This window comes from Promicromonospora sp. NPDC060204 (assembly GCF_042728455.1).
GTDB lineage: Bacteria > Actinomycetota > Actinomycetes > Actinomycetales > Cellulomonadaceae > Promicromonospora.
In genome coordinates this window covers 40,408-64,290 of the sequence record NZ_JBHWZO010000003.1, presented here as the reverse complement: position 1 = coordinate 64,290, position 23,883 = coordinate 40,408, and the positions used below count along the sequence as shown (strand labels likewise).

The 23,883-nt window shown below is 69.8% G+C and carries 24 protein-coding genes; 16 read left to right on the top strand and 8 right to left on the bottom strand.

The features are described from left to right. Nucleotides 1–292: 292 nt before the first annotated feature. Nucleotides 293–1,717, top strand: a complete 1,425-nt coding sequence (glnA, locus tag ACFWEJ_RS00955) for a type I glutamate--ammonia ligase (protein WP_377227325.1) — start codon at nucleotides 293–295, stop codon at nucleotides 1,715–1,717. Between the two features lie 562 nt (nucleotides 1,718–2,279). Further along, a complete protein-coding gene (locus ACFWEJ_RS00950; RefSeq protein WP_377227324.1) occupies nucleotides 2,280–2,597 on the top strand; it encodes a hypothetical protein in 318 nt (105 codons plus the stop codon). Between the two features lie 226 nt (nucleotides 2,598–2,823). Here the strand turns inward: ACFWEJ_RS00950 and ACFWEJ_RS00945 are convergent, their stop codons facing one another. From ACFWEJ_RS00945 to ACFWEJ_RS00935, 3 genes are all read right to left on the bottom strand, one after another. After that, nucleotides 2,824–3,348, bottom strand: a complete 525-nt coding sequence (locus ACFWEJ_RS00945; protein ID WP_377227323.1) for a hypothetical protein — start codon at nucleotides 3,346–3,348, stop codon at nucleotides 2,824–2,826. Between the two features lie 62 nt (nucleotides 3,349–3,410). Continuing rightward, nucleotides 3,411–4,220 (bottom strand): protein phosphatase 2C domain-containing protein, encoded by an 810-nt coding sequence (locus ACFWEJ_RS00940; protein ID WP_377227322.1) that lies wholly within the window; start codon nucleotides 4,218–4,220, stop codon nucleotides 3,411–3,413. After that, the gene (locus ACFWEJ_RS00935; protein ID WP_377227321.1) at nucleotides 4,217–5,041 is read right to left on the bottom strand and encodes a hypothetical protein; all 825 of its coding nucleotides are present in this window, start codon (nucleotides 5,039–5,041) and stop codon (nucleotides 4,217–4,219) included. Before ACFWEJ_RS00935 ends, ACFWEJ_RS00940 begins: the two co-directional genes overlap by 4 nt. 126 nt (nucleotides 5,042–5,167) lie before the next feature. Here ACFWEJ_RS00935 and ACFWEJ_RS00930 point away from each other — a divergent pair, with 126 nt between their 5' ends. The 13 genes from ACFWEJ_RS00930 to ACFWEJ_RS00870 all read left to right on the top strand — a co-directional run bounded on the left by ACFWEJ_RS00930 (nucleotide 5,168) and on the right by ACFWEJ_RS00870 (nucleotide 13,076). After that, nucleotides 5,168–5,551, top strand: a complete 384-nt coding sequence (locus ACFWEJ_RS00930) for a hypothetical protein (RefSeq protein ID WP_377227320.1) — start codon at nucleotides 5,168–5,170, stop codon at nucleotides 5,549–5,551. 133 nt (nucleotides 5,552–5,684) lie between these two features. Continuing rightward, nucleotides 5,685–5,939: a hypothetical protein gene (locus ACFWEJ_RS00925; RefSeq protein WP_377227319.1), complete on the top strand. Its 255-nt coding sequence runs from the start codon at nucleotides 5,685–5,687 to the stop codon at nucleotides 5,937–5,939. Next, complete coding sequence (locus ACFWEJ_RS00920) at nucleotides 5,939–6,199, top strand: hypothetical protein (RefSeq protein WP_377227318.1); 261 nt, start codon at nucleotides 5,939–5,941, stop codon at nucleotides 6,197–6,199. Before ACFWEJ_RS00925 ends, ACFWEJ_RS00920 begins: the two co-directional genes overlap by 1 nt. Further along, nucleotides 6,199–6,444: a hypothetical protein gene (locus ACFWEJ_RS00915; protein WP_377227317.1), complete on the top strand. Its 246-nt coding sequence runs from the start codon at nucleotides 6,199–6,201 to the stop codon at nucleotides 6,442–6,444. Before ACFWEJ_RS00920 ends, ACFWEJ_RS00915 begins: the two co-directional genes overlap by 1 nt. After that, a complete protein-coding gene (locus ACFWEJ_RS00910; RefSeq protein WP_377227316.1) occupies nucleotides 6,444–6,683 on the top strand; it encodes a hypothetical protein in 240 nt (79 codons plus the stop codon). Before ACFWEJ_RS00915 ends, ACFWEJ_RS00910 begins: the two co-directional genes overlap by 1 nt. Then, nucleotides 6,683–6,955 carry a hypothetical protein gene (locus ACFWEJ_RS00905; RefSeq protein ID WP_377227315.1) on the top strand — a complete coding sequence of 91 codons (273 nt, stop codon included), beginning with the start codon at nucleotides 6,683–6,685 and terminating at the stop codon, nucleotides 6,953–6,955. The genes ACFWEJ_RS00910 and ACFWEJ_RS00905 overlap by 1 nt, the downstream gene beginning before the upstream one ends. Beyond that, nucleotides 6,952–8,601 carry a hypothetical protein gene (locus ACFWEJ_RS00900; protein ID WP_377227314.1) on the top strand — a complete coding sequence of 550 codons (1,650 nt, stop codon included), beginning with the start codon at nucleotides 6,952–6,954 and terminating at the stop codon, nucleotides 8,599–8,601. The genes ACFWEJ_RS00905 and ACFWEJ_RS00900 overlap by 4 nt, the downstream gene beginning before the upstream one ends. 2 nt (nucleotides 8,602–8,603) lie before the next feature. Beyond that, nucleotides 8,604–9,329, top strand: coding sequence for a DUF2637 domain-containing protein (locus tag ACFWEJ_RS00895; RefSeq protein ID WP_377227313.1), 726 nt, complete (start codon nucleotides 8,604–8,606; stop codon nucleotides 9,327–9,329). Continuing rightward, nucleotides 9,326–9,604 carry a WhiB family transcriptional regulator gene (locus ACFWEJ_RS00890; protein WP_377227312.1) on the top strand — a complete coding sequence of 93 codons (279 nt, stop codon included), beginning with the start codon at nucleotides 9,326–9,328 and terminating at the stop codon, nucleotides 9,602–9,604. Before ACFWEJ_RS00895 ends, ACFWEJ_RS00890 begins: the two co-directional genes overlap by 4 nt. Further along, complete coding sequence (locus ACFWEJ_RS00885; RefSeq protein WP_377227311.1) at nucleotides 9,604–11,220, top strand: replication initiator; 1,617 nt, start codon at nucleotides 9,604–9,606, stop codon at nucleotides 11,218–11,220. The genes ACFWEJ_RS00890 and ACFWEJ_RS00885 overlap by 1 nt, the downstream gene beginning before the upstream one ends. Nucleotides 11,221–11,236: 16 nt before the next feature. Further along, nucleotides 11,237–11,458: a helix-turn-helix domain-containing protein gene (locus ACFWEJ_RS00880; protein WP_377227310.1), complete on the top strand. Its 222-nt coding sequence runs from the start codon at nucleotides 11,237–11,239 to the stop codon at nucleotides 11,456–11,458. Further along, nucleotides 11,458–12,654, top strand: coding sequence for a tyrosine-type recombinase/integrase (locus ACFWEJ_RS00875; protein ID WP_377227309.1), 1,197 nt, complete (start codon nucleotides 11,458–11,460; stop codon nucleotides 12,652–12,654). The genes ACFWEJ_RS00880 and ACFWEJ_RS00875 overlap by 1 nt, the downstream gene beginning before the upstream one ends. Nucleotides 12,655–12,890: 236 nt before the next feature. Next, entirely contained in the window at nucleotides 12,891–13,076 is a 186-nt protein-coding gene (locus tag ACFWEJ_RS00870; RefSeq protein WP_377227308.1) for a hypothetical protein, read from the top strand. Nucleotides 13,077–13,240: 164 nt separating this feature from the next. On the opposite strand, the gene ACFWEJ_RS00865 is transcribed toward ACFWEJ_RS00870, so the two are convergent. Beyond that, entirely contained in the window at nucleotides 13,241–14,476 is a 1,236-nt protein-coding gene (locus tag ACFWEJ_RS00865; protein ID WP_377227307.1) for a hypothetical protein, read from the bottom strand. Between the two features lie 294 nt (nucleotides 14,477–14,770). On the opposite strand from ACFWEJ_RS00865, the gene ACFWEJ_RS00860 reads away from it, so the two are divergent. Further along, complete coding sequence (locus ACFWEJ_RS00860; protein WP_377227306.1) at nucleotides 14,771–17,542, top strand: cation-translocating P-type ATPase; 2,772 nt, start codon at nucleotides 14,771–14,773, stop codon at nucleotides 17,540–17,542. Nucleotides 17,543–17,672: 130 nt separating this feature from the next. Here ACFWEJ_RS00860 and ACFWEJ_RS00855 read toward each other — a convergent pair whose 3' ends face one another. From ACFWEJ_RS00855 to ACFWEJ_RS00840, 4 genes are all read right to left on the bottom strand, one after another. Then, on the bottom strand, nucleotides 17,673–18,893 hold the full coding sequence (locus ACFWEJ_RS00855; protein WP_377227305.1) for a VWA-like domain-containing protein: 1,221 nt from the start codon (nucleotides 18,891–18,893) through the stop codon (nucleotides 17,673–17,675). Continuing rightward, on the bottom strand, nucleotides 18,890–20,077 hold the full coding sequence (locus ACFWEJ_RS00850) for an AAA family ATPase (RefSeq protein ID WP_377227304.1): 1,188 nt from the start codon (nucleotides 20,075–20,077) through the stop codon (nucleotides 18,890–18,892). Before ACFWEJ_RS00850 ends, ACFWEJ_RS00855 begins: the two co-directional genes overlap by 4 nt. A 58-nt stretch (nucleotides 20,078–20,135) precedes the next feature. Further along, complete coding sequence (locus tag ACFWEJ_RS00845) at nucleotides 20,136–21,563, bottom strand: hypothetical protein (RefSeq protein WP_377227303.1); 1,428 nt, start codon at nucleotides 21,561–21,563, stop codon at nucleotides 20,136–20,138. Nucleotides 21,564–21,787: 224 nt separating this feature from the next. Next, nucleotides 21,788–23,740, bottom strand: coding sequence for a GTP-binding protein (locus ACFWEJ_RS00840; protein ID WP_377227302.1), 1,953 nt, complete (start codon nucleotides 23,738–23,740; stop codon nucleotides 21,788–21,790). Nucleotides 23,741–23,883: the final 143 nt, after the last annotated feature.

Here is a 23,883-nt window from a genome sequence, read left to right as displayed (position 1 = left end):
CCCGTACGGGAGGCGCCCCTTTTGCGTACCCGGCGGCCGTCCGATGGACGGACGCCGCCGGGCCGCGGCATGTGAGTTCTGGCACGCTGTGATAACGCTGCCGGAGCTACCACCAGCACATCTCCCCACGGTTACACGGTCGAGAGGCGCGAGAAACACCCCGGCAACAATCAGTAACCCGAGAGAAACCACCTGCCCTTAGGTTCGTGGCGATCCGCGTGCAAGCCTGCCCAGCCGTTCGGCGTCGTGCGACGGACTCCCCCTGGACTTATCGAGCGAGCAAGGAGCGCAGATGTTCAACAACGCCGAGGAGGCGATTGCCTTCACCCGCAACGAGGGGGTGGAGTTCGTCGACGTCCGGTTCATCGACCTGCCGGGTGTCACTCAGCACTTCAACATCCCGGTCGAGCAGTTCGACGAGGACGCCTTCAGCGAGGGCCTCATGTTCGACGGCTCGTCGATCCGCGGTTTCCAGGCGATCCACGAGTCCGACATGAAGCTCGTGCCGGACATCGCGACGGCGTACATCGACCCGTTCCGCAAGGCCAAGACCCTGATCGTGAACTTCTCGATCGTGGACCCGTTCACGGGTGACGCCTACGCCCGCGACCCGCGCAACATCGCGGCCAAGGCCGAGGCCTACCTCAAGTCGACCGGCATCGCCGACACCGTCTTCTTCGGTGCCGAGGCCGAGTTCTACGTCTTCGACGACGTGCGCTTCAAGACCGCGTCGAACGAGAGCTACTACTCCATCGACTCCGTCGAGGCCGCGTGGAACACCGGCCGCGAGGAGGAGGGTGGCAACCTCGGGTACAAGACCCGCTACAAGGGCGGCTACTTCCCCACCTCGCCGAGCGACCGCTTCGCGGACCTGCGCGACGACATGGTCAAGACCCTCGGCCAGGTCGGCCTCTCCGTCGAGCGCGCGCACCACGAGGTGGGCACCGCCGGCCAGCAGGAGATCAACTACAAGTTCAACTCCCTGCTGCACGCCGCCGACGACCTGATGAAGTTCAAGTACGTCATCAAGAACGTCGCCTTCGACGCCGGCAAGTCGGCCACGTTCATGCCGAAGCCGATCTTCGGCGACAACGGCTCGGGCATGCACTCGCACCAGTCGCTCTGGAAGAACGGCGAGCCGCTGTTCTACGACGAGAAGGGCTACGGCGGCCTGTCCGACCTGGCTCGCTGGTACATCGGCGGCCTGCTCAAGCACGCGCCGTCGCTGCTGGCCTTCACCAACCCGTCGGTGAACTCGTACCACCGCCTGGTCCCGGGCTTCGAGGCTCCCGTGAACCTCGTCTACTCGGCTCGTAACCGCTCCGCCTCGATCCGTATCCCGATCACGGGTACGTCGCCGAAGGCCAAGCGCATCGAGTTCCGCGCGCCGGACCCGTCGTCCAACCCGTACCTGGCGTTCTCCGCGATGCTGATGGCCGGCCTGGACGGCATCAAGAACCGCATCGAGCCGCCGGCTCCGGTCGACAAGGACCTGTACGAGCTGCCGCCCGAGGAGCACGCGCAGATCGCCCAGGTCCCGACGTCGCTCGGTGGCGTGCTCGACGCGCTCGAGGCCGACCACGAGTACCTCACCGCCGGTGACGTGTTCACCGAGGACCTGATCGAGACCTGGATCGCGTACAAGCGCGAGAACGAGATCGACCCGATCCGCCTGCGGCCGCACCCGCACGAGTTCGAGCTGTACTACGACATCTGACAGCCGGTCCCTCGTGACCTGCTGAGATGCCCCGAAACGGCGGCTGACCTGCACTTTCGTCTCGCGACGTTGTGCAGCGTTAGCCGCCGTTTCTCGTGCTCCTGTGTAACTCGTGTGTAATTCCCCAGGTAACTCCGCTGCTCCCCTGGCGCGTTCGGGGTGGGGGGTCGTCCGGCTCCCTGCCACGTTCTTTGTCGGCGTGGTGCCGGGTCAAGGCTGGCGCTTGCGCCATCACGTAGTGACGCGCAGCGGCCTTGATGCGGTGCCGCGTCGATAAAGATCCTCCGAGAGTCGGACGTCGTTCCACTGGTGAGATGACTCCCCCGCCGCTCCCTACCCCGTGTCCGACGTCGGACGGTCTAACTAGCCGATTTCGTGCGGGCGGTTGCTAGGCGGCGGCTCGACACAGCCGGCTACGGGTGCCGACCGCCGTGACCGTCCGCGATCTACGTCACGCTCCCCACGGGCCTTGGGTTTGCGGTTCCGTCCAACACGCATGCCTGATGGTTGAAGAGCACCATGGATGCCAAGGGGGGACCGTCGCAAAGGAGAATCAGGACCGATGGCGTTCGTAACCCGATCCGAGGAAGTGGCCTTGACGAGTGAACAGGTGCGTGCTGAGACTTTGAAGCAGACGCTTGCGGCCATGCTGCCCGACCACCTGAGCATCGAAGTGGACCATCCTGGGCACCTGATCCGTGCGTCTATCGCCGACCAGAACGGCAACCCACCCGAGGCTGAGCTGCTTCTCATGTCGGATGGCTCAACGTTGCTGACGGCACCCGGGAGCAAGAGCACTCCGAAGTTCCACTACGCGTTTCTTGACGGCGTCCTGGATGCCATCACTGCCCTCCGCATACGTTATGACGACCCGGAGTGACGCCGGTAAACCTGCCTGCTCGACATGGCCGGCGGCAGCGGTGGGGTGCGGTGGGGTGCGCAGAGGGCGCGCAGCGCCCGGAGCGCGGGGCCCCATCGCGGGGCCCCGCCGCAGTCGCGGGCCAGCGCGCCGTCAGGCGCGCCTTGATCTCTAAGAGGTCAATTCGGCAGCGACTGCAGCGAGATGGCTACAGGTTCGTCGCGCACGTTCGTGTGTTCAGCGGTGCTCAAAGTTGGCCGACACCAGGGTTGCTTGCCTGCTTCGTGGCCTGCCTGGCGGCCTCCTTGGCGGCCTCCTTGGTGGCCTCCTTGCGGGCCTTCTCCGCTTCTTTCTCCCGTTCCTCGGCAGCGCGGTCCTTCTTGGCTGCAGACTCGAAAATCCCAAAGAAGAACACGAGCCAGAACCCTGCGACCGGAATCAAGGCAAGCCAGCCCCATACGGTGGCCAGGTTCCAGAGCCAGATGCCGACGTACCCAAGCACGATGGTGCCAACCAACGCGATTGCCAGACCGCCCTTGTCGATTGTGTGGGTGCGACGTTCCAGCAACTGGTCCGCGCTGGCAGAGATCAGGTTGAGCACGGACTCCCGTGCGGCGCTTCCCTCGGGCAGGTGCTGGAGCAGTTCTGCGTCGGCGTGCATGTTCCGCCGTTCACGGCTCTTGCCCGTCAGTACCGTCGCGAACGTTGTGAACGCTGCGGTAAGTACCGGCACCAAGATTGCCAGGAGTCTGAAGATGTCGTCCGCACTCATGTAGGAGGAGTGGTAGCGGGGGTACCTTCGCGTACATCAACGGCGGGTGAGCTGGGGGCGATTTATCCAAGGGAGACGACAATAAGGGTCTTGTCGTCGTGGGGCTTCGACCGAGGCCACCGACGACCATCAGGATCGGTTTGCTCCGTCTCGTGGATGCGGCGAAGTACCTGATCGGGGCCGTGACCCGTGGCCTCGTCGTAGAGGTCGCTCCAGTTGTCGGCCTCAGGATGCCGTTCGGGGTCAACGCCGTCGCTCGCGAGCAAGAGACCCGAGACTGCTTCCCGCTTCTCGATGGTCGTGATGCCGTGCAGTGCTGCCTCGGGTTCGGCCCCGGCGATCCAGTAACCGCCGGACTGGTTGACGCGTCGAGCCTGTTCGGCCTGCAGGTCGAGAAGTAGTGCGCGGTGACCATGGTCGTAGCCGTGACCCTCTGCCAACCGCCTGCGGTAGGCAGATCTCTCAGCCGTCGCGACCTCGTCCAACCGGTTGTCCGTGTGGATCTGTTCACCGCCAGCAGTGGGCAGTACAACGACGTAGCTGTCTCCGAGGACGTACGTCTCGACGATGTCATCAGACCATCGCGCGAGGGCGACCGTGCTCGTCGGAGTAGTGGCCGGCGTCAGACTGTGGGCGTCGCGAGCGGTTCGGATCGCAGCGGCGACGGCTTCGGCTAGGGGCTCGCCATCGGGCACCGTCTCTCCGATCACTCGCGCGAGCTGCTCGGCATACCAACCAGGGTCGTGCGAACGATCACCGGCGACTGAGGTCGCGCCGTCGAGTACCGCCGCGAATCCGTCTCCGGTGACGTAGCGGTCCTGGTTGTTGGTGCGTCCCGCGAGAGTTCCGCAGAAGGTCGTGTATGGCCTCACGTGTGGACCTTCGGTCCCCAGGCCGTGGCCGTGTCCTTGACTGTCGTGCCCTCGAATGTGCTGGTGACGACGAGCGAGAACGGATTGTCTCCGACCGCTGCATAGACCTCGGCGAGATGCCGTCGCAGGTACTCCACGGCTCCGACCGACCCGAGGGCATGCACGCCTGCGACGATCAGCAGGATTCGGCTGTGCCGGTGGATGCGTGCGATGTAGGCGATGTCCCCGGCGGGGTCCCCGATGTCAGCAGGCGAGAGGAAGACTTCGCCGGTGGCGCGGTCGGTGATGACCCATCGGCCGTCGCTGTCCGGCTCGAACGAGAGATAGGGGTCGGCTTCGATCGCCTCGGCGGTGACGCGGGACGACTTAGGGCCGCAGATCGCTACGGCATCGGTAGGCGGATCCCATTCGCCGCTGGTCGGGATCTGGAAGATGTCGGTCGCGAGGCTCAGCGATTCGAGGATGCCGGTTAGGCCCTTCGCTGCTGCGTCGTCCTCGGCGGCGATGACGCCGTGAGTGCGGTCACCGATCGCGCGGAGCGGGATGGCAACGGTGACGGGACCGACGCCGAAGAATGCGCGCTCGACGGGCGGCGCGCTCTTGCGTAGCTGCGTGATGCGGCCCTTGGAGATGCCGACCTGGTTCGCGACCTCGGTGTACGACATGCCAAGTTCGTCGTGGGCGCGGTCGATCGCCGCCTTGCGGAGTCGCGCGAGTTCGGTAGTTCGCTGGCCGTAGATCACCAGTAGTTCCGTGGCGCGTCGGGCCTGACGGATGGGGTCACCATCCGTCCTGATGTCCTCGAAGTCCTCCACGCTCATAGGTCCCGAGTTTAGACCCCTTGACGGATCGCTCTGCCAGGCCTACCTTGGTGTTTAGACCCCTCAACTCGAAGGGGCTGCAGAACGGGTCATGTGTTTAGGCCCCTCAACAATGGAGATGCAGAGATGGCGACGTTCGCAGTGGACAGCAACCGACAGCAGATGATGGCGACCGGCGTTGTGGAGCCGGTCAACGAGTGGATCGAGACGGCCGACGGCAAGCGTCGTCCGGGCGATGTCCAGGCCCGGGACGAGAACACGGGCGCCCCGCTGTGGGGTGTCGAGGTCGTGTACCAGTCGGTGTCGTGGGGCCGGGTCTCTACGGAGTCAGTCAAGGTGACGGTCCCGGCGCGGGAGATGCCCGCCCCGTCGCTGTTCTCCCCGATCAAGTTCGAGGACCTGGTTGCCTCGGTCCGCGTCGACAAGCGCAACAACGGGCTGTCGACCTCGTGGGAGGCGTCCGGCATCGCGGAGATGTCCGGGGCCAAGGTCCAGCCCAAGGCGGCCTGACCCATGAGCACCAACACGGAGTCGTCGGGGGTGGCCGGGGGCTTCGGTTTCCGCCCCCTCGACGGGGGAGGCTCTGCGGTTCGCGGCCTACGTCGTGGACCTGATCGGTTCTGAACGGGTCGAGTACGTCAGCGTGGAGGGCACGACACTGCGTCTGACCACGCTGGACACTCTCGCGGTCGAGGCAGCGGTGCACCTGCTCGGCCTGACGTCGACGCTGAGCCGGGATCGCGTGGACATTGCGCCGGACGACTACCGCCCCGAGGGCTTCACGTCCTGGATGGGAACCTCCGGCGTGTTCGACGTGCACCTGACCGCACCCCTGGCCCTGGGGGCTCTGCCCAAGCCTGCTCCCCGGGACTGGTCCGCTGCCGGGGCGGCGGCCTGATGTCCCGGGCGGAGTCGCTGGCGAACGCCGCGACGTACATGTCCGAGGCCGCGACCGCACTGGATGGCGCGGCCCGCACCCTCGACCGCGCTGGGGCCCTCGGGACCGCTGAGCAGGTCCGGGGCATGCACGACCAGGCGGACAGCCTGCACACGGAAATCAGTCTCGCGGCCTCGACCGCGCACCGGGCCGAGCGCCCCGAGTTCTACGACGAGTCCGGCCGCTGGATCGGCCGACAAAACCGGAAGGGACAGAACTGATGGCACTGGACGAGACGACCCGGCAGGTCAACCAGCGGGCGGTGAACGCGCTGGACGAGGCGAACCACCGCCTGGATGAGGCGAACTTCAACGTGCTCCGCGCGGTCGAGCCGCTGGCGGGCCTGAGCAAGTACACCAACGCCCACGACCCGGCCCTTGAAGAGCTGCGAGCCGTGGCGGCCCGGATCGGTGAGGCGCGCCAGGACGTGTCACGTCGCCTGACCGCTGAGAGCGAGGGCCAGTGATGTTCAAGCGACGGATCACGAAGACCGACCACCCGGGAATCCTCTCGCAGATGGGCAAGGACCTGGAGACGTCCCGGGTCATGGTCGGCCGGATGGACGAGTGGGCCACCGAGACCGGTCTGGATGACGTGTCCGAGGCCCTGTACGCCGCGCTCCTGGCGCTCAACGACGCGCAGGAGACCGCCGATCGCGCCTCGCGCACCCTCGCCGACGACATCGAGAAGGAGGGCCGGGACTGATGTTTGACCTTTTCAAGCGGACCACCCGCCACGAGGAGCCCGAGGACGTCAACCCCGCCGACGCGGCACTGGAGCGGGCCTTGGAGGAAGTCCGGGGCGTGATCGTGCTCCTGGCCTCCGCGCAGTACGACCTGCAGCAGGCCACGCGTGTGGCGCAGACCGTCCTGCACGGCGACTGGGCCGAGCGCATCCAGCAGCAGGCCAACAGCGTCGAGGACATCCACATGTCCCTGGACCAGCACTACGAGTACGTGCGGAGGACACAGTCATGACCACCACGACGACGCCGAACACGGGCCTGCGTGCTCGCCTGGACGCCCGAGTCACCTCGGCCCGCGCGGCGGTTCGTGCCTCGACCGTGGGGCGCTCCGGGTGGTCCGGCCGCACCTGGCGCGTGCTGGCCCAGGTCGCCTACCGCGACTGGATGTTCACCCGGGCTCTGACGGTCTGGGCGCTCAAGCACTGGATGCCGACCGTGCTCGGCGTCGTCGTCTCCGTGAGCTGGTGGGGCATCCTCACCCTCTCGGAGGTCCCCGGGGACCGGATCACTGGCCCGCTCCTGGCGCTGCTGGTGTTCCTGTCCCCGGGTCTGGCCCTGGGCCTGTTCGCGATGATCGCCCCCGCCCGCTACCGGCGTCGGGTCCACGCACACAAGATCGCCGCGTACTGGCCCGAGGTCGCCCGCTCCTGCACCCTCTACCGCACCGAGCCGGACGGCACCGTGACCGTCTCCACGCTGCGGCACGTCTCCCACCAGCCCGGCGCCGTCGTGCTGCGGATCGAGACGTTCCCCGGCCAGACCCCGGACACCCTGCACCGCGCCGCACCGGCCATCGCATCGGCTTACCGGGCCCACGGGTTCGAGGTCACCCCGGTCAAGCCCGGCATCCTCGACCTGGCCTTGTTCACCACCTACCGCATCGCCCCGGTCACGGCCCGGATGCCCGTCCTAGAGGGTGCGAACCCGGACGCTCTGCCGGTCGGCCTGTCCCGGACTGGTCATGTCGCGGAGATGGTCGTGCGGGGCCGCTCCACCCTCGTGGCCGGTGCCACGGGAGCCGGTAAGGGCTCGGTGCTGTGGTCGGTCATCGGCGGTCTCGCCCCCGCCATCCACAACGGCACCATCTGCGCCTGGGGTCTCGACCTCAAGGGCGGCGTCGAGCTGGAGATGGGCCGTGCCCTGTTCGGCCGCGTCGCCTACGACTCAGACGAGGCGATCGAGGTACTGCGGGCGCTGCTGCGGGTGATCGACCGCCGCAAGGAGTCCATGCGCGGTGTCTCCCGCCTGCACACCCCGACGCCGTCGGAGCCGCTGCACGTCCTGATGATCGACGAGCTCGCGGACCTGATGGCGTACTCCGAGTTCGACGTGCGCCGGGAGGCTGACCGGCTGATGTCCAAGATCCTGACCCAGGGCCGAGCCCTCGGTGTCGTGGTCGTCTCCTGCGTGCAGAACCCCCGCCAGGAGGCCGTGGGACAGCGCAACCTCTACCCCCAGAAGATCGCCCTGCGCCTGGACTCCGACGTCGAGTCAGACATGGTGCTGGGCCCGGCCGCGCTCCAGGCCCCGGCACACGAAATCTCCCGCTCGGACCCCGGCACCGGATACCTGGTCCGCGAGGACGGCACACCGGTCATGGTCCGGTTCGCGTACTGGCCCGACGAACTCATCCGCGAGGTCGCCCAGCGGTACGCCGCCCCGGCCTCGCATTTCGCCCCGGAACCTCGGGACGGCGTCGACGCCGCGAACGCCTGGGCCGCTGCCGCCCGCCGCACCACGAACGACAACACCGGCAAGCCCACCAACGAGGACGCCCCCGCGCCTCGCACCCGTAAGCCCCACGCACCGCGTAAGCCCCGCGCACCTCGTGCGCCCCGCCCGGCCGCTGCTGCGGCTACCGACCCTGAGGAGGTCTGACCATGAACCGCACCGCGCGCACTGCTGGGCCTGTGGCCCGGATCGCGGCCGACTCCCGGCCCGTACTCGTCTTCACCGTCGTCCTGACCATCGCCGTCGCCCTCGCCTCCTTCGCCCTGTCGTTCGCCTCACTGCGCGACGCTGCCCTGTGGGGCCGGGTGACCGAGCCGATCGCGTTCCTCGTGCCCGTCGTGATCGACGCGAGCGTGCTCGTCTACGGCCTCGTGGCCCTCGTGCTGCGCGACCGTGGGCGCTCCGCGGCATGGGCCTGGACCCTGATGTTCGGGTTCACCGTCGTGTCCATCGGTGCAAACGCCGCGCACGCCTACGACGTCGGGCCAGAGCTGCGAACGATCGTCGGCGTCGTCCTGGTCGCCCTCGCACCCCTGTCCGTGCTGACTTCCAGCCACGCCCTGGGGTCCCTCGTGGTCGCCGTCCGTCGCACCACCGAGCCCGAGAACGTCACCGACGCGTCGGTGGTCGAGCCGGAGCCGCTCGCCGTGATCGAGCCCGCTCCCGGCCCACCTGCTCCCACCGTCGAGCCCGTCCCCGAGCCGGTCCCCGAGCCTGCCCGTGCCTCTGAGCCTCGGCCGGCCGAATCTCCGTCCGCGCCTCCCGCGCCGGTCCTCGGCCCGGTCCGTACCTCCACGCGTCCCCGTACCCGGGTCGCCCCGATGTCCATGCAGAGCACTCTGCCGGGTCTCGACCTGCCGGGAGTGACGGCATGAGCACCGACCGTCTGACCGGAGCTGCCTGCGCTCGGCCCGTGAACGTGGGCCTGCCCTGGATCAGCGAGACCCCCACGGCCTCCGCTCGGGCTGACATGGCCAGTGTCTGCGCCTCCTGCCCCGTCGCTGCGGCCTGCGCCCGGGAGGTGGCCAGCAAGGAGACCACGGCCGGTTTCTGGGCCGGTACCGACCGCAACGACGCTCCCGCTCCTGCTCCGTCTGGTCGCCCGGTGCAGGGGATCCTCGACCTGCCAGACCTGGAGGTGGCTGCCTGATGGTCTCGTTCCGCACCGACCTCGATACCCGTACTGGTGGCCTGTCCGTCGATGACGCTGCACGTGCTGCGCGCGACATGGCCCGGGCCAGTGCTGAGGCGAACGGGGTCTGCACCTCCCCGATCGTGCGTGCGGTGCACGACCGCGAGACCGGCACCACCCAGCTCGTGCCGATCCCGTGCGGCTCTACCCGTGAGAGCAAGTGCAAGGGCTGCGCCGACAAGGCTCGTCGTCTGCGGATGCACCAGTGCCGTGAAGGCTGGCACCGCGACGACGAGCCCGAGCGCGCCGAGCTCCCCGACAACGAGCCCGACGAGAACAACGACAAGCCCGCTCGTGCCACAGTCGAGGGACCTGACCGCACCACGCGTTCCACGTCCCGGCTCCCCGACGTGCCCGACCTGCCCACCCGCAAGATGGACGGCTCCACAGTGGGCCGCACCTTCACCGACCCCAAGACCGGGCAGACGTTCCGGCCCTCGATGTTCCTCACGCTGACGCTCGGCTCCTATGGCCGGATCAAGCCCGGTACCGGTGTCCCGGCTTACCCGTCCCGGTATGACTACCGCACCGCGGCTCTCGATGCCCTGATGTTCTCCCGCGTCGTGGACCGCTTCATCCAGAACCTCCGACGTTGCGCCGGGTACAACGTCCAGTACTTCGCCGCCGTCGAGCCGCAAAAGCGCCTCGCGCCGCACCTGCACGCCGCGATCCGGGGCACCATCCCCCGTGCGATCGTCAAGCAGGTTGCCGCCGCGTCCTACTTCGCCGCCTGGTGGCCCTCGTGCACGGACGCCGATGTCGTCTACTCCGAGCACGACGAGGCCCCGGTCTGGGACGAAGGCACCTCGAGCTACCGCGACCCCCACACCGGCACGGCTCTGCCGACCTGGAAGGCCGCGACGGACAAGCTCGTCCACCCTGCCCACGTCGTGCGCCTGGGCAAGCAGGTCGACGTCAAGGGCCTCCTGGGTGGCACTCCGGACTCTGACCGGGCGGTGCGGTACCTGTGCAAGTACCTGACCAAGTCTGTTGCGGGCACCTACTCCGGCCCCGAGCTCGACGCCGACGACGACGCCCCGACCGCTCAGCAGGTCGCCTACGACAAGCACATCGATCGTCTCCATGCCCACGTGAAGGTCCTGCCCTGCGGTCCCGCGTGCGCGAACTGGCTGCGGTACGGGGTCCAGCCGAAGAACGCCGGTCCTGGTCTCCAGCCCGGCCGGTGCCTGTCCCCGGCACACGAGCGGGACAACCTCGGTCTCGGTGGGCGCCGGGTCCTGGTCTCCCGGGGCTGGTCGGGCAAGACGCTGACCGAACACCGCGCCGACCGTGCTGCTGTCGTCCGTCAGGCCCTCGAAGCTGCCGGTGTCGAGACCGAGGAAGCTGACCGTCTCTCGACCACACAGGAGACCGCTGATGGGCGTGCTCGGTACGTCTGGCGGGAACCGGAGGCGGGGACCTACACCTACGCGGCTGTGATCGCCGCGAGCTTGCAGGAACACATCCGTCGTCGCGCGCAGTACGACGCGGCGAAACAAGCCATCGGCCAGGGCCTACCCGGTCCACCTGGGTCTGTGGATAACCGTTCGGCAACCGCCACCGTGGCGGCTTAGACAAGGGGCAGGGGTCATGAGGAACACGAAGAACCGGCGGGCCAAAGAGCCCAGCCAGCTCCCGCGTATCGAGTCGCTATGGACCATCGAGGAAGTCGCGGAGTTCCTGCGCATCCCCGTGGCAACGCTCTACCGGTGGCGCACCATGGGCACCGGCCCCACGGCCTTCCGCGTGGGTCGTCACCTGCGCTACAACCCCGACGCTGTGCGGTCCTGGCTCCTGGAAGGCGCTGCCTGATGGGCTCCGTCGAGAAGCGCACCCGGACTCTTAAGAACGGCAAGGTCAAGACCTTCTACCTCGCCCGTTGGCGCGAGCCAGGCACGGACCGGCAGCCGTCCAAGTCGTTTCCGAAGAAGGGCCTCGCCGAGGACTACGTCATCGCGATGGAGGGCGACAAGCTCCGTGGCGAGTACATCGCTGCCGATGCTGGCAAGGTCACCTTCAAGGAGTACGCCGACGATTGGCTCAGTTCACAAACGTTCGATGCTTCGACGCACAATGCCGTGGAACTGCGCCTGCGCCTCCACGCCTACCCGGTCCTTGGGTCCAAGTCGCTCGCGTCCCTCAAGCCCTCGACGATGCAGACATGGCTCAAAAGTCTCAGCAAGCTCGCCCCGTCCTATCAGCAAGTCATCTTCACGAACGTCTCGGCCGTTCTGTCGGCTGCGGTGGCCGACGAGATGATCAGGAAGAACCCCTGCAAGGCACCCTCAGTGAGTCCTCCCAAGGCAACCCGTCGCCGTGTCGTGCCGTGGGAACCGAAGCGGGTTCTTGCCGTCCGTGCTGAGCTGCCCGAGCGCTACCAGCTCGTGGCGACGCTCGCCGTTGGTCTCGGGCTCCGACAAGGCGAGGTGTTCGGACTGGCGGTTGAGGACGTGGACTTCCAGCGAGGCCGGGTGATCGTCAACCGGCAGGTGAAGCTCTTCAACGGAAACCGCCAGGCGTTTGCCCTGCCTAAATTCGAGAAGGTCCGCGAGGTCCCGCTACCCGCGTCCGTCCACGATGCGTTGAAGAACCATCTGCAGAAGTTCCCGGCTATCGCAGTGACGCTTCCCTGGAAGACGACGGACGGCCCGCCGGAGACCGCGAATCTCGTGATCACGTCGCGTGAGAGCAAGGCGCTCAACCGGAACTACTTCAACCCGTTCATCTGGAAGAAGGCACTGGAGAAGGCTGGTGTCCCTGTCGAGCGGGACAACGGCTGCCACATGCTGCGCCACGTGTACGCGAGCACGCTCCTGCACGACGGCGAGAGCATCAAGGCCGTCTCTGAGTACCTGGGGCACTCGGACCCCGGCTTCACGCTGCGGACGTACACGCACCTCATGCCGGGCAGCGACAAGCGCACACGGAAGGCCGTCGACTCGCTGCTTCGTGTAACCAGTGTGGAACTCCCGCCCGAAACCGAGGTGTCTGCCCAGGTCAGCGGCTAATTCACTGTCTGACCTACGACATCTGATCCCTGGGCCCGGTAGGGCCTGGAGATGTCGCAGAAACGGCGGCTGACCTGCACTTTCGTCTCGCGACGAGGTGCGGCGTCGGCCGCCGTTTCTCGTGCTCCGGTGTAACTCTCGTGCCGTTGCCCAGGCCCAGGCCTGCCGACCTGAGGCCGCCGTAGTTCACCCCGGCCTCGGAGTGCCGAATCATGGCAGCGTGGCATCGTCGAACTATGAGCACCGACGAGGCAATGAGCAGTTTCCGATCAGCGGAGGAGTGGGCCGGCCAGGCCTACAGCCGCCTCTCCGGACTGACGGGGCCCGACGAGGCGACGTCGCAAGCGCTCGCTGATCTGGCCCGAAGCATCGGCGCGCTGGCCAAGGGACTGGGTCAGATGACCACCGAACCGCCCCCGTGATCCATAGACGGTCCACGAGACATCCGACTGCGGCCCTGATCGGCTCGGCTGACGGCGGTTGACCACAGCGGTTGCTGCCGGACGGGGGCCGCGCGTGGCAGTACCTGCTGTCCTCAACACCGGCGCAATCGTGCGCGCGCTCGCCGGTAGCCCCGACAGCCCCGTCAGCGGTCGAAGAACTGCATCATCCAGTCCGTCGTCCAGTTGCCCGGCTCGTACTCCACCACGACCGGGCCGCTCGTCCCGCCCACGATCTGGTACGGCGTCGTCTGCAGTGCGGTGTCGAGGCCCGCCCTGTTCAGGTAGCCGCCGGACCGGTCGAGAGTCACCAACGTGGCGAACGGGCCTCCGCAGACCTCGGTCGTCTCGCCGACGTCGGTGCGGACCGCGGCCGCGACGTAGGACCGTCCGCTGGGCACCATGCCGACGCCGAACCAGGGACTCTCGGGGCAGTCCCCGGGGCCGGCGTTCGCCCACACCAGGGTTCGGGGACCCCAGCTCGTCCCGGCCGACCGCGTGTAGAACCGGTGCTCGTCACCGACCATCCCGGCCCAGACCAGCCGCGTGAGGGAGTCGCCGGCGGCGAGCTCCGCGCGGTTGCTCGTGCGGAACTGGTAGGTCGGCATCGTGGTGCTGCTCGCCTGGCGCCACAGCTTGTCGCGCGCGAGCAGCGTCTCCCGCCCGCCGCCCTCGGTCACGAGCCGGAGCCGCGGCCGGGGATGGTCCACGATGCCCAGTGCCACGGACGGGGACCAGGTGGTCGCCCCTGGCTGGATCACGGTCCGGCGGATCTCCGCCGTCGTCCCCTTCGGTGCCGCCCAGACCACGGTGACCTTGCCCGCGTTGTTGATGGCCACATCCCTGGGCGCGTCCACCAGCACTGACGGGACGCGACGGGTGACCCAGGAGCCGCCCCGCTCCAGCCGGCTCAGGTACGCCCGGCCGCCCGGGGCACTCCACAGCAGGGCGGCGTCGCCGTCCGTGTTGCCCACGAGCTTCGACCGCGCGACCTCCTGCGCGGTGATCGTCACGGGGCCGTCCCAGCCCGTCCCGTTGAACAGCCAGGACACGCTTCCCGTGACCGCCATCGCGTAGTTCCCCGGTCCCGCGATCATGCCGCCCTGGGAGCTGGCGGGTACATCGAAACGCGACCACTCGAGCCGGCGGCCGTTCTCGAGCCACGACTGTTCTTGAGCGCCCGGCTCGGGCAGGCTCACGCTGAACACGCGGCCCGACCCGGACACCGCCACGTCCCGGTGGACCTCTCCCTCAGGGCCGCTCCACTCGTACGTCCGGTCGCCCGGGGCGGCCGACGCCGGCGCTCCGGCAAGCAGTGCCGTGGCGAGCAACGCCGTGGCAAGGACACCGGCCGCTGAGGCCGCGGCTGCAGTCCGACGCATGATGCCTCCTGGGGTCAGCGTCACCGCTGCCGCTCCGGGGCCCGTGGCGTCGTTGCCAGGGGCCGGGGTAGGCGCGGTCTGTACCGATGGTGGCACGGGCTGACCTCACCCAACTGCCCTTTCACCCGTGCGTCACCCCAGGTCAGGCCGCCATGAAGCCCCGGAACACCGGGCCCCGACCACGGTCGCCCGTTTCGGGGGAGGTCCCGCGGGCCGCCGTCCGCCATCGTGGGCTTGCGGACGAGGCGCCGCCCTGCCCCGGGGTGCGCCCGCAGGAGCGCGCTGGAGGCGACCATGTCGCGGACCGTGGGCCGGATCGCGGTGGACCCGGCGTCCACGCACGCGATCGAGGTAGCCAACCGGCTCCATGTCGACGTCGTGCAGGGCCTCTCCCCTGCCGAGGCGGGCCGTCGGCTCCAGATGTACGGGCCGAACCGGCTGACCGCGGCCAAGAAGGAGTCGCCGATCCAGGCGTTCGGGCGCCAGTACCGCGACTTCATGCAGATCGTCCTCCTGGTCGCGGCGGTGGTGAACCTCCTGGTCACCGGCGACGTCGGCACCTCGCTGGTGCTGGCCGGGCTGACGCTGTTCAACGCCGTCATCGGCCTGCGGCAGGAGGCGAAGGCCGAGGAGAGCGTCGCCGCCCTGGCCAAGATGATGAAGACGGTCGCGCGCGTCCGGCGCGACGGGCAGGCCGTCGAGGTCGACGCCGGGGACCTGGTACCGGGCGACGTCGTCCTGGTGGAGGCGGGCAACCGCGTGCCCGCCGACGGCCGGATCACGCTCGCCGCCACGCTGGAGATCGAGGAGGCCGCGCTCACCGGGGAGAGTCTCCCGGTCGGCAAGTCGACCGACCCGGTGGCGGGCGACGACGTCCCGCTGGGCGACCGCACCTGCATGGCCTACATGAACACCGCGGTCACCCGCGGCCGCGGCGAGATGGTGGTCACCGCGACGGGCATGAACACCGAGATCGGGCACATCGCGAACCTGCTGGCCGGCACCGAGACGGACAAGACGCCGCTGCAGAAGCAGCTCGACGGCCTGTCCAAGATCATCGCGACCATCGCGGCGGTCGCCCTGGTGTTCGTGGTGGTGCTGGGGCTGGTGCGGGGCGAGTCGTTCGACACGCTGTTCATCACCGGCGTGGCGCTGGCCGTGGCCGCGATCCCGACCGGCCTGCCGGCCGTCGTGACCGCCCTGCTCTCCATGGGCACCCGCGAGATCGCGCGCCGGCACGCGATCGTCAAGCGGCTGCCGGCGGTGGAGACGCTCGGCTCGACGTCGGCCATCTGCTCGGACAAGACGGGCACGCTCACGCTGAACAAGATGACCGCCCGCGAGCTGGCGATCCCCGGGCAGAACGCCTTCACCGTCACGGGCGAGGGCTACGGCACCACGGGAGAGATCAGGCACGTGGGCGGCTCCCGCATCGACCTCGACCCGTACCTCCTGCCCATGGTCCTGTGCGCGGACGCCGTGCTCGACGGCGAGAGCCTGATCGGCGATCCGACCGAGGGCGCGCTGATCGTGCTCGGCGCCAAGGGCGGCCTGGACATCGACGCCACCCGGCGCGACTTCCCGCGCGTCGCCGAGGTGCCGTTCGACTCCGAGTACAAGTTCATGGCCACCTTCCACGAGATGGCCGACGACGCCGGACGTCCCGTGGTGCGCTGCTACGTCAAGGGTGCCCCGGACGTGCTGATCGGCCGCGGCGCCGCCTACCGGTCCCCCGACGGCGCCGTCGTGCCGATCACCGACCAGAACCGCGGCCTGGCGCTGGAGGCGAACGACCGGATGGCGAACTCCGGCGAGCGCGTGATGGTCGTGGCCCAGCGGGACGTCGACCCCGAGACGTTCGAGGCGGCCCGCGTGAGCGGCCGGAACCTGATCGCCCTGGTCACCGACCTGACGCTGCTCGCGATGGTGGGCATCGTGGACCCGCCGCGGCCGGAGGCGAAGGCGGCGATCGCGGAGTGCCGTTCCGCCGGGATCCGGGTGCGGATGATCACCGGCGACCACGCGACCACCGCCGCCGCGATCGCCTCGGAGCTCGGCATCGAGGGGCGCGCCCTGACGGGCAACGAGTTCGCGGACCTGACCGACGACGAGCTGCTGGCCCAGCTCCACGACATCGGGGTGATCGCCCGCGTGGCGCCCGAGGACAAGATCCGGCTGGTGCAGCTGCTCAAGCGTTCGGGCAACGTCGTCTCGATGACGGGCGACGGCGTGAACGACGCCCCCGCGCTCAAGGCCGCCGACATCGGCGTCGCCATGGGCATCACCGGAACCGAGGTCTCCAAGGAGGCCGCGGTGATGATCCTGACGGACGACAACTTCGCGACCATCGTGAGCGCCGTCTCCTACGGCCGCAGCCTCTACGACAACCTCGTGAAGTACCTCCGCTTCCAGATGTCCACGCTGGTCGCCTACATCGCGATCTTCCTGCTCGCCGGCATCCTGAACATCGCGGCAGGCACGCCGCTGAACCCCCTGCAGATCCTGTGGCTCAACATGGTCGTGGACATCCCGATCGCGATCGCGCTCGGCTTCGACCAGCCCACCAAGGGCCTGATGGACCGGCCCCCGCGGCCGGTCGGGGCGCCGGTCCTGTCCCGCGCGGCCTGGGTGCGGCTCTGCGTGCAGGGCGCCGTCATGACGGCCGGCTCCCTGTGGGCGTACCAGATCGGGGCCGACGCCGGGACGGTGGTCGCGGCGACCATGCTGCTCACCACGCTGTCGCTCTTCCACGTCGTCGCGGGCCTGCTGTCGCGTGACCAGCTCGGCACGATCTTCGACCGCGACGCCATCCCGGGCGTCGCCCAGCTACGGCGGTACGGGCTGGCGCTCCTGGCGATCGTGGCCGTGACCACCATCGGGCTGCTCGAGAGGGTCTTCGGCACGACCGAGCTCGACGGGCGGCAGTGGGGTGTCTGCATCGCGCTGGCGCTGAGCCTGCTGGTGATCGAGGAGATCATCAAGCTGTTCCTGCGGGCGCGCGCAGCCGGGGGCGGGGGCGGGGCGGCGCGGGTGCCGCCGACGGCCGGGGTGACGCGGGCGGTGTGAGGGGTCGGGCACGGCTCGTCGGCCTCAGTGCGGTGCACCGATCAGGGCGGCACAACCATGCAGTTGCTGCCAGGACCGCCTCGATCCTGGCAGCAACTGCATGGTCGACATGGCCAGCGTCGCCCGGGAGTCACCCGAGCCGCACCACGCGAGCCCACGAGGGCGGCGACGGGGGCTGGTAGTCATGGTCCTCGTTCCACTCGCTCGGTCGAGGGAACAGCCCCACCACCGTTCGGCACGACGGCCTGACGGAGGGCCACCCCGTCTGCCCGTCGGTCAGGACCACGAGCGCGTCAGGCTTCGGGTGACGGCCGAGGGCTGCTGCCATTCCCGTCGTCAGGTCCGTGCCACCGCCCCCGACGAGCGGGATCCCTTCCGCCTGACAGACGCGTCCCGCCGTATGCACGGCCGCGTCGCACGACAGCACCGTCACCAGGTCGCGCCGTCCGCCTACCGCCTTCAGGATCGCGGAGACCTCCAGGAGTGCGGTGCCGAGCTCGTCGTCGCTCACCGATCCAGACGTGTCGATGACCACGCTGACCCGCGGCGGCCTGCGGCGCAGGCTCGGCAGGATCACCCCGGGCAGCGACGCGCTCCTCCGGCCGGGGCGCCCGTAGGTGTAGTTGTCGCCTACGCCGTTGCTGGTGACCGCCGAGCGAAGTGCGGCGCCCAGCAGGTCGCGCCAGGCCTGCGGCGGGTGCACGACGTCGTTGGCCCAGCGCTGCCACCCCGCGGGCGCGTCACCGGGTGCCCCGACGATCCCGCGAGCGACCCGGAACCTGACGGCCTGACGCTCCGACTCGGACAGGCCCTGGGAGCTCCCCTCCCCCAGGTCCCAGGCCCGGTCCTGTCCGTCCGCACCGCTGCCGCAATCGTGCCAGGCGTACGGGTCCGTCAGGGGACCAGGACTGATGTCATTGACGTACTCCTCGAGGAGCAGGCCCGGCTCGAGGTGCAGCCGGGCGGGAGTGACGGCACCCGACGGCAGCGGCAGATCGTCGTCGACGATGTCGTCGTTGATCTCGCAGTCGGCGGCCAGGTTGATCTGAAACCGCCGGACGCGCGCCTCAGCCCCGGTGCGAGCCCCGGTGAGCCGGTTGCCGCGACCGTGATGGTCCCGCAGCAGGTGGGAGACCTCGTGCACCCACACCCCGGCGAGCTCGTCCAGCGGTGTCCGCTCGACGAAAGCCGGCGAGACGTAGCACCGCCAGTACCGGTCGACGGCCATGGTCGGCACCGTCGAGGTCGGCACCACCTCCAGGGCGAACAGAGCGGTCGCCAGGTAGGGGCGGAGGTGACAGGCCCTGAGCCGGGCCGCATACAGCTTCTCGGTGTCCATGTCCGTCGTCACGCGCTCACGGGCAGCAGGCCGGCGTGCTTGCCGAGCGGCACTGCGACCGCGAGCCGTTCGATGGCGGCGGGCACCGCCCAGTCAGGTCGGCGCAGTGTCGACAGCGTCATGACCGGCGTGACGAGCAGGTCGGGTGCGCCGGTCTCCAGGGCCCGGACGAGCACCTCCCACGCGGCGGTCCACCGGCCCTCGTCCGGCCGCTTCTTCACCGCCAGCACGACGGCGTCCAGGACCGCCAGACGCAGGTCCCCTCGCTCGGGCAGCACAGCCGAGGCGGGGTCAGCGAGGAGCGTCTCCGGATCAGGCAGGTCGAGCCGGTCGATCGCCGCGAGCAGCTCGAAGCCCGGTCCGTCGCCCACGGCGCCCTTGACCAGCAGCGAGAGGACGTCGCGGTCCACGTCGGCTGCCGTGGCGAACGCGACGAGACGCAACGCGGTCTCCCAGCTGCGCGGTGACGGCCAGGCGCCGCCGCGGCGGGTCTCGCTGGTCGGCAGCTGGTGCATGAGCGCGGGCCGCGCCTCCAGGAAGGTGCACACGGCTCGCCGGGCGAACGCCACGGCGTCCGGCAGCCTCTCCGTGTCCAGCCTGGGTAGGACGGCGCTCGGCCAGGTCCCGCTCAGCCCACGGACGACGACGTCGGGGTCGTGCCGCCAAGGCAGGTGGACGAACCGGTTGGCCAGCGGAGCGCTCAGCTCCCAGCCGTCGGCGGCCGAGCCGCGTGGGTTCGCCGCGGCCACGATGCGGACGCCGTCGGGCAGCCGGAGCGCGCCGACCTGGCGTTCCAGGACGACCCGCAGGAGGGCCGCCTGCACGGCCGGCGGTGCCGTGGACAGCTCGTCGAGGAAGAGCAGCCCGCGGCCGGCGTCGGCCAGGCGGACGGCCCAGTCCGGCGGGGCCATCGGCACACCGAGACGCGCCGGGTCGTCACCGATGACCGGGAGGCCGTTGAAGTCGGACGGTTCGTGCACGCTCGCGATGACGGTGGTCAGGGGCAGGCCCAGCGAGTCGGCGAGCTGGGTGATCGCCGAGGTCTTGCCGATGCCCGGTTCGCCCCACAGGAGCACGGGGACGTCGGCGGCCACCGCCAGCGCGAGCGCGGTGAGCTGCGGTTCGGGACGTGGTTCGGTCGTCGAGCCGGTGAGCAGGGACAGGAGGTCGGAGGCTACGGAGAGCTGAGAAGTCATGGGTCACCTGTGAGTGGTAGGGATCCGGCCGGTGCTGGGCAGGTCAGTGCTGGGCAGGTCAGTGCGACGCCGCGAGGAGACGGCGGGTGCGCCGGTCGCGCTGACGGCGGTGGGTGGAGGAAGCGACCACGGACGCGCGGAAGCCCCGGTCGGAGCGGGCCCACGGATCGGGCGGGACCTCAGGGTCGACATCGAGCAGCAGCGGCAGCAGGTCCGCCCGGTACGCGCCGTACGCGGCTCGTCCGGCTGCCACCGCTGCCAGCTCGTCCTGAAGGTCGCCGGCCCGGAGCACTGCCTCGGCGCCCAGGAGGTCCTCGACCGTGGCCAGGGCGGAGTCGACGTCGCCGTGGTCGAGCCGTGCGCGCACGTCCGCGAGCGCCGTCGGCGCACGGTGCAGCTGGTCGATGACGTGGAGGCAGGGCAGCGGCCTGCCGCCGAGCCGTGCCAGCAGCTCCTCGCGCCGGATCTCGTCCGGGGCGTGGTCGAGGGCGGTGAGGACGCCGTCGACCACCGCCAGCCGGTGCGCATCGCCGCGGCAGTCCACGTGTCGTGTGCCCGGTACCGGTGCCGGACGTCGGCCGCGTGTGCTGCCCGGAGCCAGCGCCTGGGCGACGAGCGGATGCAGGTCGCCGGGCGCGATCAGCCCTGCCCGCAGGAGCAGGACGTCGGGTGGCACCCAGGTCGCGGCGTGCGGGAGCACCGCGATGCCGGGTACCTGGCGGCGTCTGGCCTGCGGCGTTCCGGAGAGCCGGCCGTCGTCGAGCAAGTTCGCCAGGTCTTCGGGCGCGGGCGGCTGCGGGGTTCCGGTGTCGTCCGGGCGCAGGACCAGGCGCCTGGCGCCCAGATGTACTGCGACGCCGCCGTCAGGCACGCCGTCCGACTCGACGAGAAGTGCGGCTTCCGCCGCCCATCTGGTCACCGCCCAGTCCGACGGCACAACCGTGGCCGCTCCGGGACCGACTGGTGCGGCTGCGTCCGGGGCGTGCCCGGCTCGTCCGGCCAGCTCGCCGCCGCGCCGCGCATCCCAGAGGTGCCGGTGCAGGTCGAGCCGAAACCGCCGATCCGGGTGCTGTGCTGCCGTGTCGGCGGCGTCCCACCACGCCAGGCTCATCCGTTGTGGCCCTGCCGCCCACGCGGGCGGGGTGCGGACCACCAGGTGCCCCGTGCCACCGTCGGGCAGCGGGTACCGGGCGAGCGTGCAGGTGGTACCGGGCCGGAGCAGGCCGTCGGGCAGCACCCGTGGCATGTGCCAGCGCAGCAGGTCCGGGGCGAGCCGGCGGAGGTCCGCCCGAACGGCAGCAGCGAGCTCGACGCCATGACGACGTCGGAGCTCTCGAAGGTCCACGTCGACGTCCACGTGCGCGGCCGCGCAGGCGCCCGCCCAGTCGCCCACCTGACGGCGGACCGTGGAGGTCTCGATCATCGGCGGCGGTACGGCGTACTCACGTACCCGCTGCCAGGAAAGGAGCCGGAGGTTCTCGGTCAACCTCGATGAGTGCATCAGCACTCACCTGCGGTGTACCGGACCCCCAATCGGCTGGTTCTGTTGTTTATATGAGACTGGGTGGTTTGCTGGCCGGGCCTCCCGATGACCATGCAGTTGCTGCCAGGACCGCCCCCGTCCTGGCAGCAACTGCATGTCCGATTTGTGGAGCCGGCAGTGCAGCCGGCCGTGGAGCCGGCAGCGCCGCCGCGCACCGCCCCACCACCTCACGCCCGGACCGGCTCCCGGAGCGGCTCGAATCTGTCGTGCTCCGTGCGGCACATGCCCTCCCCGTGGGTCAGGCCCGGCAGGTCCCGCTGCAGCGCCGCCACGCTCCCGGCCGGGATCTCGCCGTGCATGATGACGATGCCGCCGCTCCCCAAGCGCGACTCGAACGGCATCCCGCCCAGCCGGCCCACCAGCGACGCCACGGGCCCGACGGTGTCCTCCGGCAGCTCGATCACGAACCGGTGCATCGGCTCGCACACCACCGTCCCCGCCCGACGCACCGCGGCGGCGAGCACGCGCGGCGTCAAACCACGGAAGTCGGCCCCCGTGCTGGACATCGCCTTGTTGAACTTCTGGTGCATGTGGCTCTGCCGGGGTGAGTAGCCCGAGTGGGTCATCACCACGCGGGCGTCCGGGACCGGCCAGTGCAGCGGTCCGCGGGCCAGCTCGCGGCGCACGGTGTCCTCGGTCGCGTCGAAGAACGCGGGCGGCATCGAGCCGCGCTCGCACTCCAGCTCGAACGTCACACCGCTCCCCGGGGTCGCGGGCTCGACCCGTAGCCCGATCGTGGCGTGGAACTCGTTGCCGTTCTGCTTCTTGATCTCCAGCGCGTGCCCGGTGCCGACCAGCCGCTCGGTGCGCGCCGTCCGCACCTCGCCGAACCGCGCCTCGACCCGGTACTCCCGCTGCAGGATCGCGGCCAGCACCTCCCGCTGGACCTCGCCGTACAGGGAGACGGTGATCTCCTCGTCGCGGCGGCGCACCCGGATGAGCGGGTCCTGCTCCGCGAGCTCGGACAGCGCGGCGTACAGCCGCACGCGCGCGGCCGGTTCGGCGTCCACCACCGTCTCGTACGACGGCGGCGGGAACTGGCTCGCCCGCGCGTCCCCCGGCCGCTGCGGCCCGACGACGTCGCCGACGCGCGCCGTCGCCAACCCCTGCACGACGGCGATCTGGCCGGTCCGCGCCGTCGACCGCGGGTCGAGCGAGCCGCGGTCCGCGACGCGCAGCCCCGTCACCCGCTCGGACTTCCCGTGCCCCAGGTCGATCCGGTCGCGGACCCGCAGCGCGCCGGACCGCATCCGGACGAACGCCCGCTTGCGGCCGTCCTCCCGGTCGATCGCGAAGACGACGCCGGACGGCGCGCTGGTAGCGGCCGCCGACGCGTTCGTCCCAACAGACGACGCGTTGGTCCCAGCAGCCGGCGCGTTGGTGCCGCCGGCCCGCGGCGCGTCCGGACCGGCCTCGGGAGCACCGTCGGCTCGCGTGTCCTCGACCTCCGGCGCGCCCCCGCCGTCGGCCACGACCGGCAGGTACGTCGCCAGCGCGGCAGTCAGCTCGGACACGCCGACGCCGGTCACCGCCGACCCGAACAGCACCGGGTGCGCGGCACCCCGCCGGGACTCGCCCGCGAGCCAGGCCCGCAGGCCGTCGTCCGGCAGACGCTCCACCCGCGCAGCGGGCGTGCCGGCGTCGAGCACCCGCTGCACCGGCAGGACGTCGGGGCTGAGGCGGCGCGCGACGGCGTCGGCCACCGCCTCCGGGCGCGCACCGCGCCGGTCGATCTTGTTGACGAACACGATCACGGGCAGCCGCAGCCGCTGCAGGGCGCGCATCAGCACGAGGGTCTGCGCCTGCACGCCCTCGACGGCGGACAGCACGAGCACCGCGCCGTCGAGCACGGCGAGGCTGCGGTCCACCTCGGCGATGAAGTCGGGGTGGCCCGGGGTGTCCAGCACGTTGACGGTGACGTCCCTCGCGGGGAACGACGCCACGGACGCGCGGATGGTGATGCCCCGCTCGCGCTCCAGCGCGAGCGAGTCGGTCAGGGTGTCGCCGCCGTCGACGGAACCGAGGCGGTCGATCACGCCCGAGTGGTGCAGCAGGCGTTCGGTCAGGCTGGTCTTACCGGCGTCGACATGAGCGACGATCCCGAGGTTGAGGTACGACAAAAGCAGTCACGTCCGTGGTGAGGTGGGTCAGGGCACGGGGCGTGACAGCTGTCATCGGTGTTCCAATCTCTCGGGTTGCCCCGACCTTGCCCGCCCGACCGAGGTCGGGGCAATGCTTTATTCGGGTCCGCGTCGGTCGGGTG

Bases quoted from the DNA above. Each gene is read 5' to 3' on its own strand.
- ACFWEJ_RS00900 (WP_377227314.1), top strand. From the start codon at position 6,952: ATGACCACCACGACGACGCCGAACACGGGCCTGCGTGCTCGCCTGGAC.
- ACFWEJ_RS00885 (WP_377227311.1), top strand. From the start codon at position 9,604: ATGGTCTCGTTCCGCACCGACCTCGATACCCGTACTGGTGGCCTGTCC.
- ACFWEJ_RS00945 (WP_377227323.1), bottom strand. From the start codon at position 3,348: ATGAGTGCGGACGACATCTTCAGACTCCTGGCAATCTTGGTGCCGGTA.
- glnA (WP_377227325.1), top strand. From the start codon at position 293: ATGTTCAACAACGCCGAGGAGGCGATTGCCTTCACCCGCAACGAGGGG.
- ACFWEJ_RS00910 (WP_377227316.1), top strand. From the start codon at position 6,444: ATGTTCAAGCGACGGATCACGAAGACCGACCACCCGGGAATCCTCTCG.
- ACFWEJ_RS00880 (WP_377227310.1), top strand. From the start codon at position 11,237: ATGAGGAACACGAAGAACCGGCGGGCCAAAGAGCCCAGCCAGCTCCCG.
- ACFWEJ_RS00935 (WP_377227321.1), bottom strand. From the start codon at position 5,041: ATGAGCGTGGAGGACTTCGAGGACATCAGGACGGATGGTGACCCCATC.
- ACFWEJ_RS00875 (WP_377227309.1), top strand. From the start codon at position 11,458: ATGGGCTCCGTCGAGAAGCGCACCCGGACTCTTAAGAACGGCAAGGTC.
- ACFWEJ_RS00915 (WP_377227317.1), top strand. From the start codon at position 6,199: ATGGCACTGGACGAGACGACCCGGCAGGTCAACCAGCGGGCGGTGAAC.
- ACFWEJ_RS00895 (WP_377227313.1), top strand. From the start codon at position 8,604: ATGAACCGCACCGCGCGCACTGCTGGGCCTGTGGCCCGGATCGCGGCC.
- ACFWEJ_RS00870 (WP_377227308.1), top strand. From the start codon at position 12,891: ATGAGCACCGACGAGGCAATGAGCAGTTTCCGATCAGCGGAGGAGTGG.
- ACFWEJ_RS00905 (WP_377227315.1), top strand. From the start codon at position 6,683: ATGTTTGACCTTTTCAAGCGGACCACCCGCCACGAGGAGCCCGAGGAC.
- ACFWEJ_RS00950 (WP_377227324.1), top strand. From the start codon at position 2,280: ATGGCGTTCGTAACCCGATCCGAGGAAGTGGCCTTGACGAGTGAACAG.
- ACFWEJ_RS00860 (WP_377227306.1), top strand. From the start codon at position 14,771: ATGTCGCGGACCGTGGGCCGGATCGCGGTGGACCCGGCGTCCACGCAC.
- ACFWEJ_RS00890 (WP_377227312.1), top strand. From the start codon at position 9,326: ATGAGCACCGACCGTCTGACCGGAGCTGCCTGCGCTCGGCCCGTGAAC.
- ACFWEJ_RS00850 (WP_377227304.1), bottom strand. From the start codon at position 20,077: ATGACTTCTCAGCTCTCCGTAGCCTCCGACCTCCTGTCCCTGCTCACC.
- ACFWEJ_RS00930 (WP_377227320.1), top strand. From the start codon at position 5,168: ATGGCGACGTTCGCAGTGGACAGCAACCGACAGCAGATGATGGCGACC.
- ACFWEJ_RS00865 (WP_377227307.1), bottom strand. From the start codon at position 14,476: ATGCGTCGGACTGCAGCCGCGGCCTCAGCGGCCGGTGTCCTTGCCACG.
- ACFWEJ_RS00920 (WP_377227318.1), top strand. From the start codon at position 5,939: ATGTCCCGGGCGGAGTCGCTGGCGAACGCCGCGACGTACATGTCCGAG.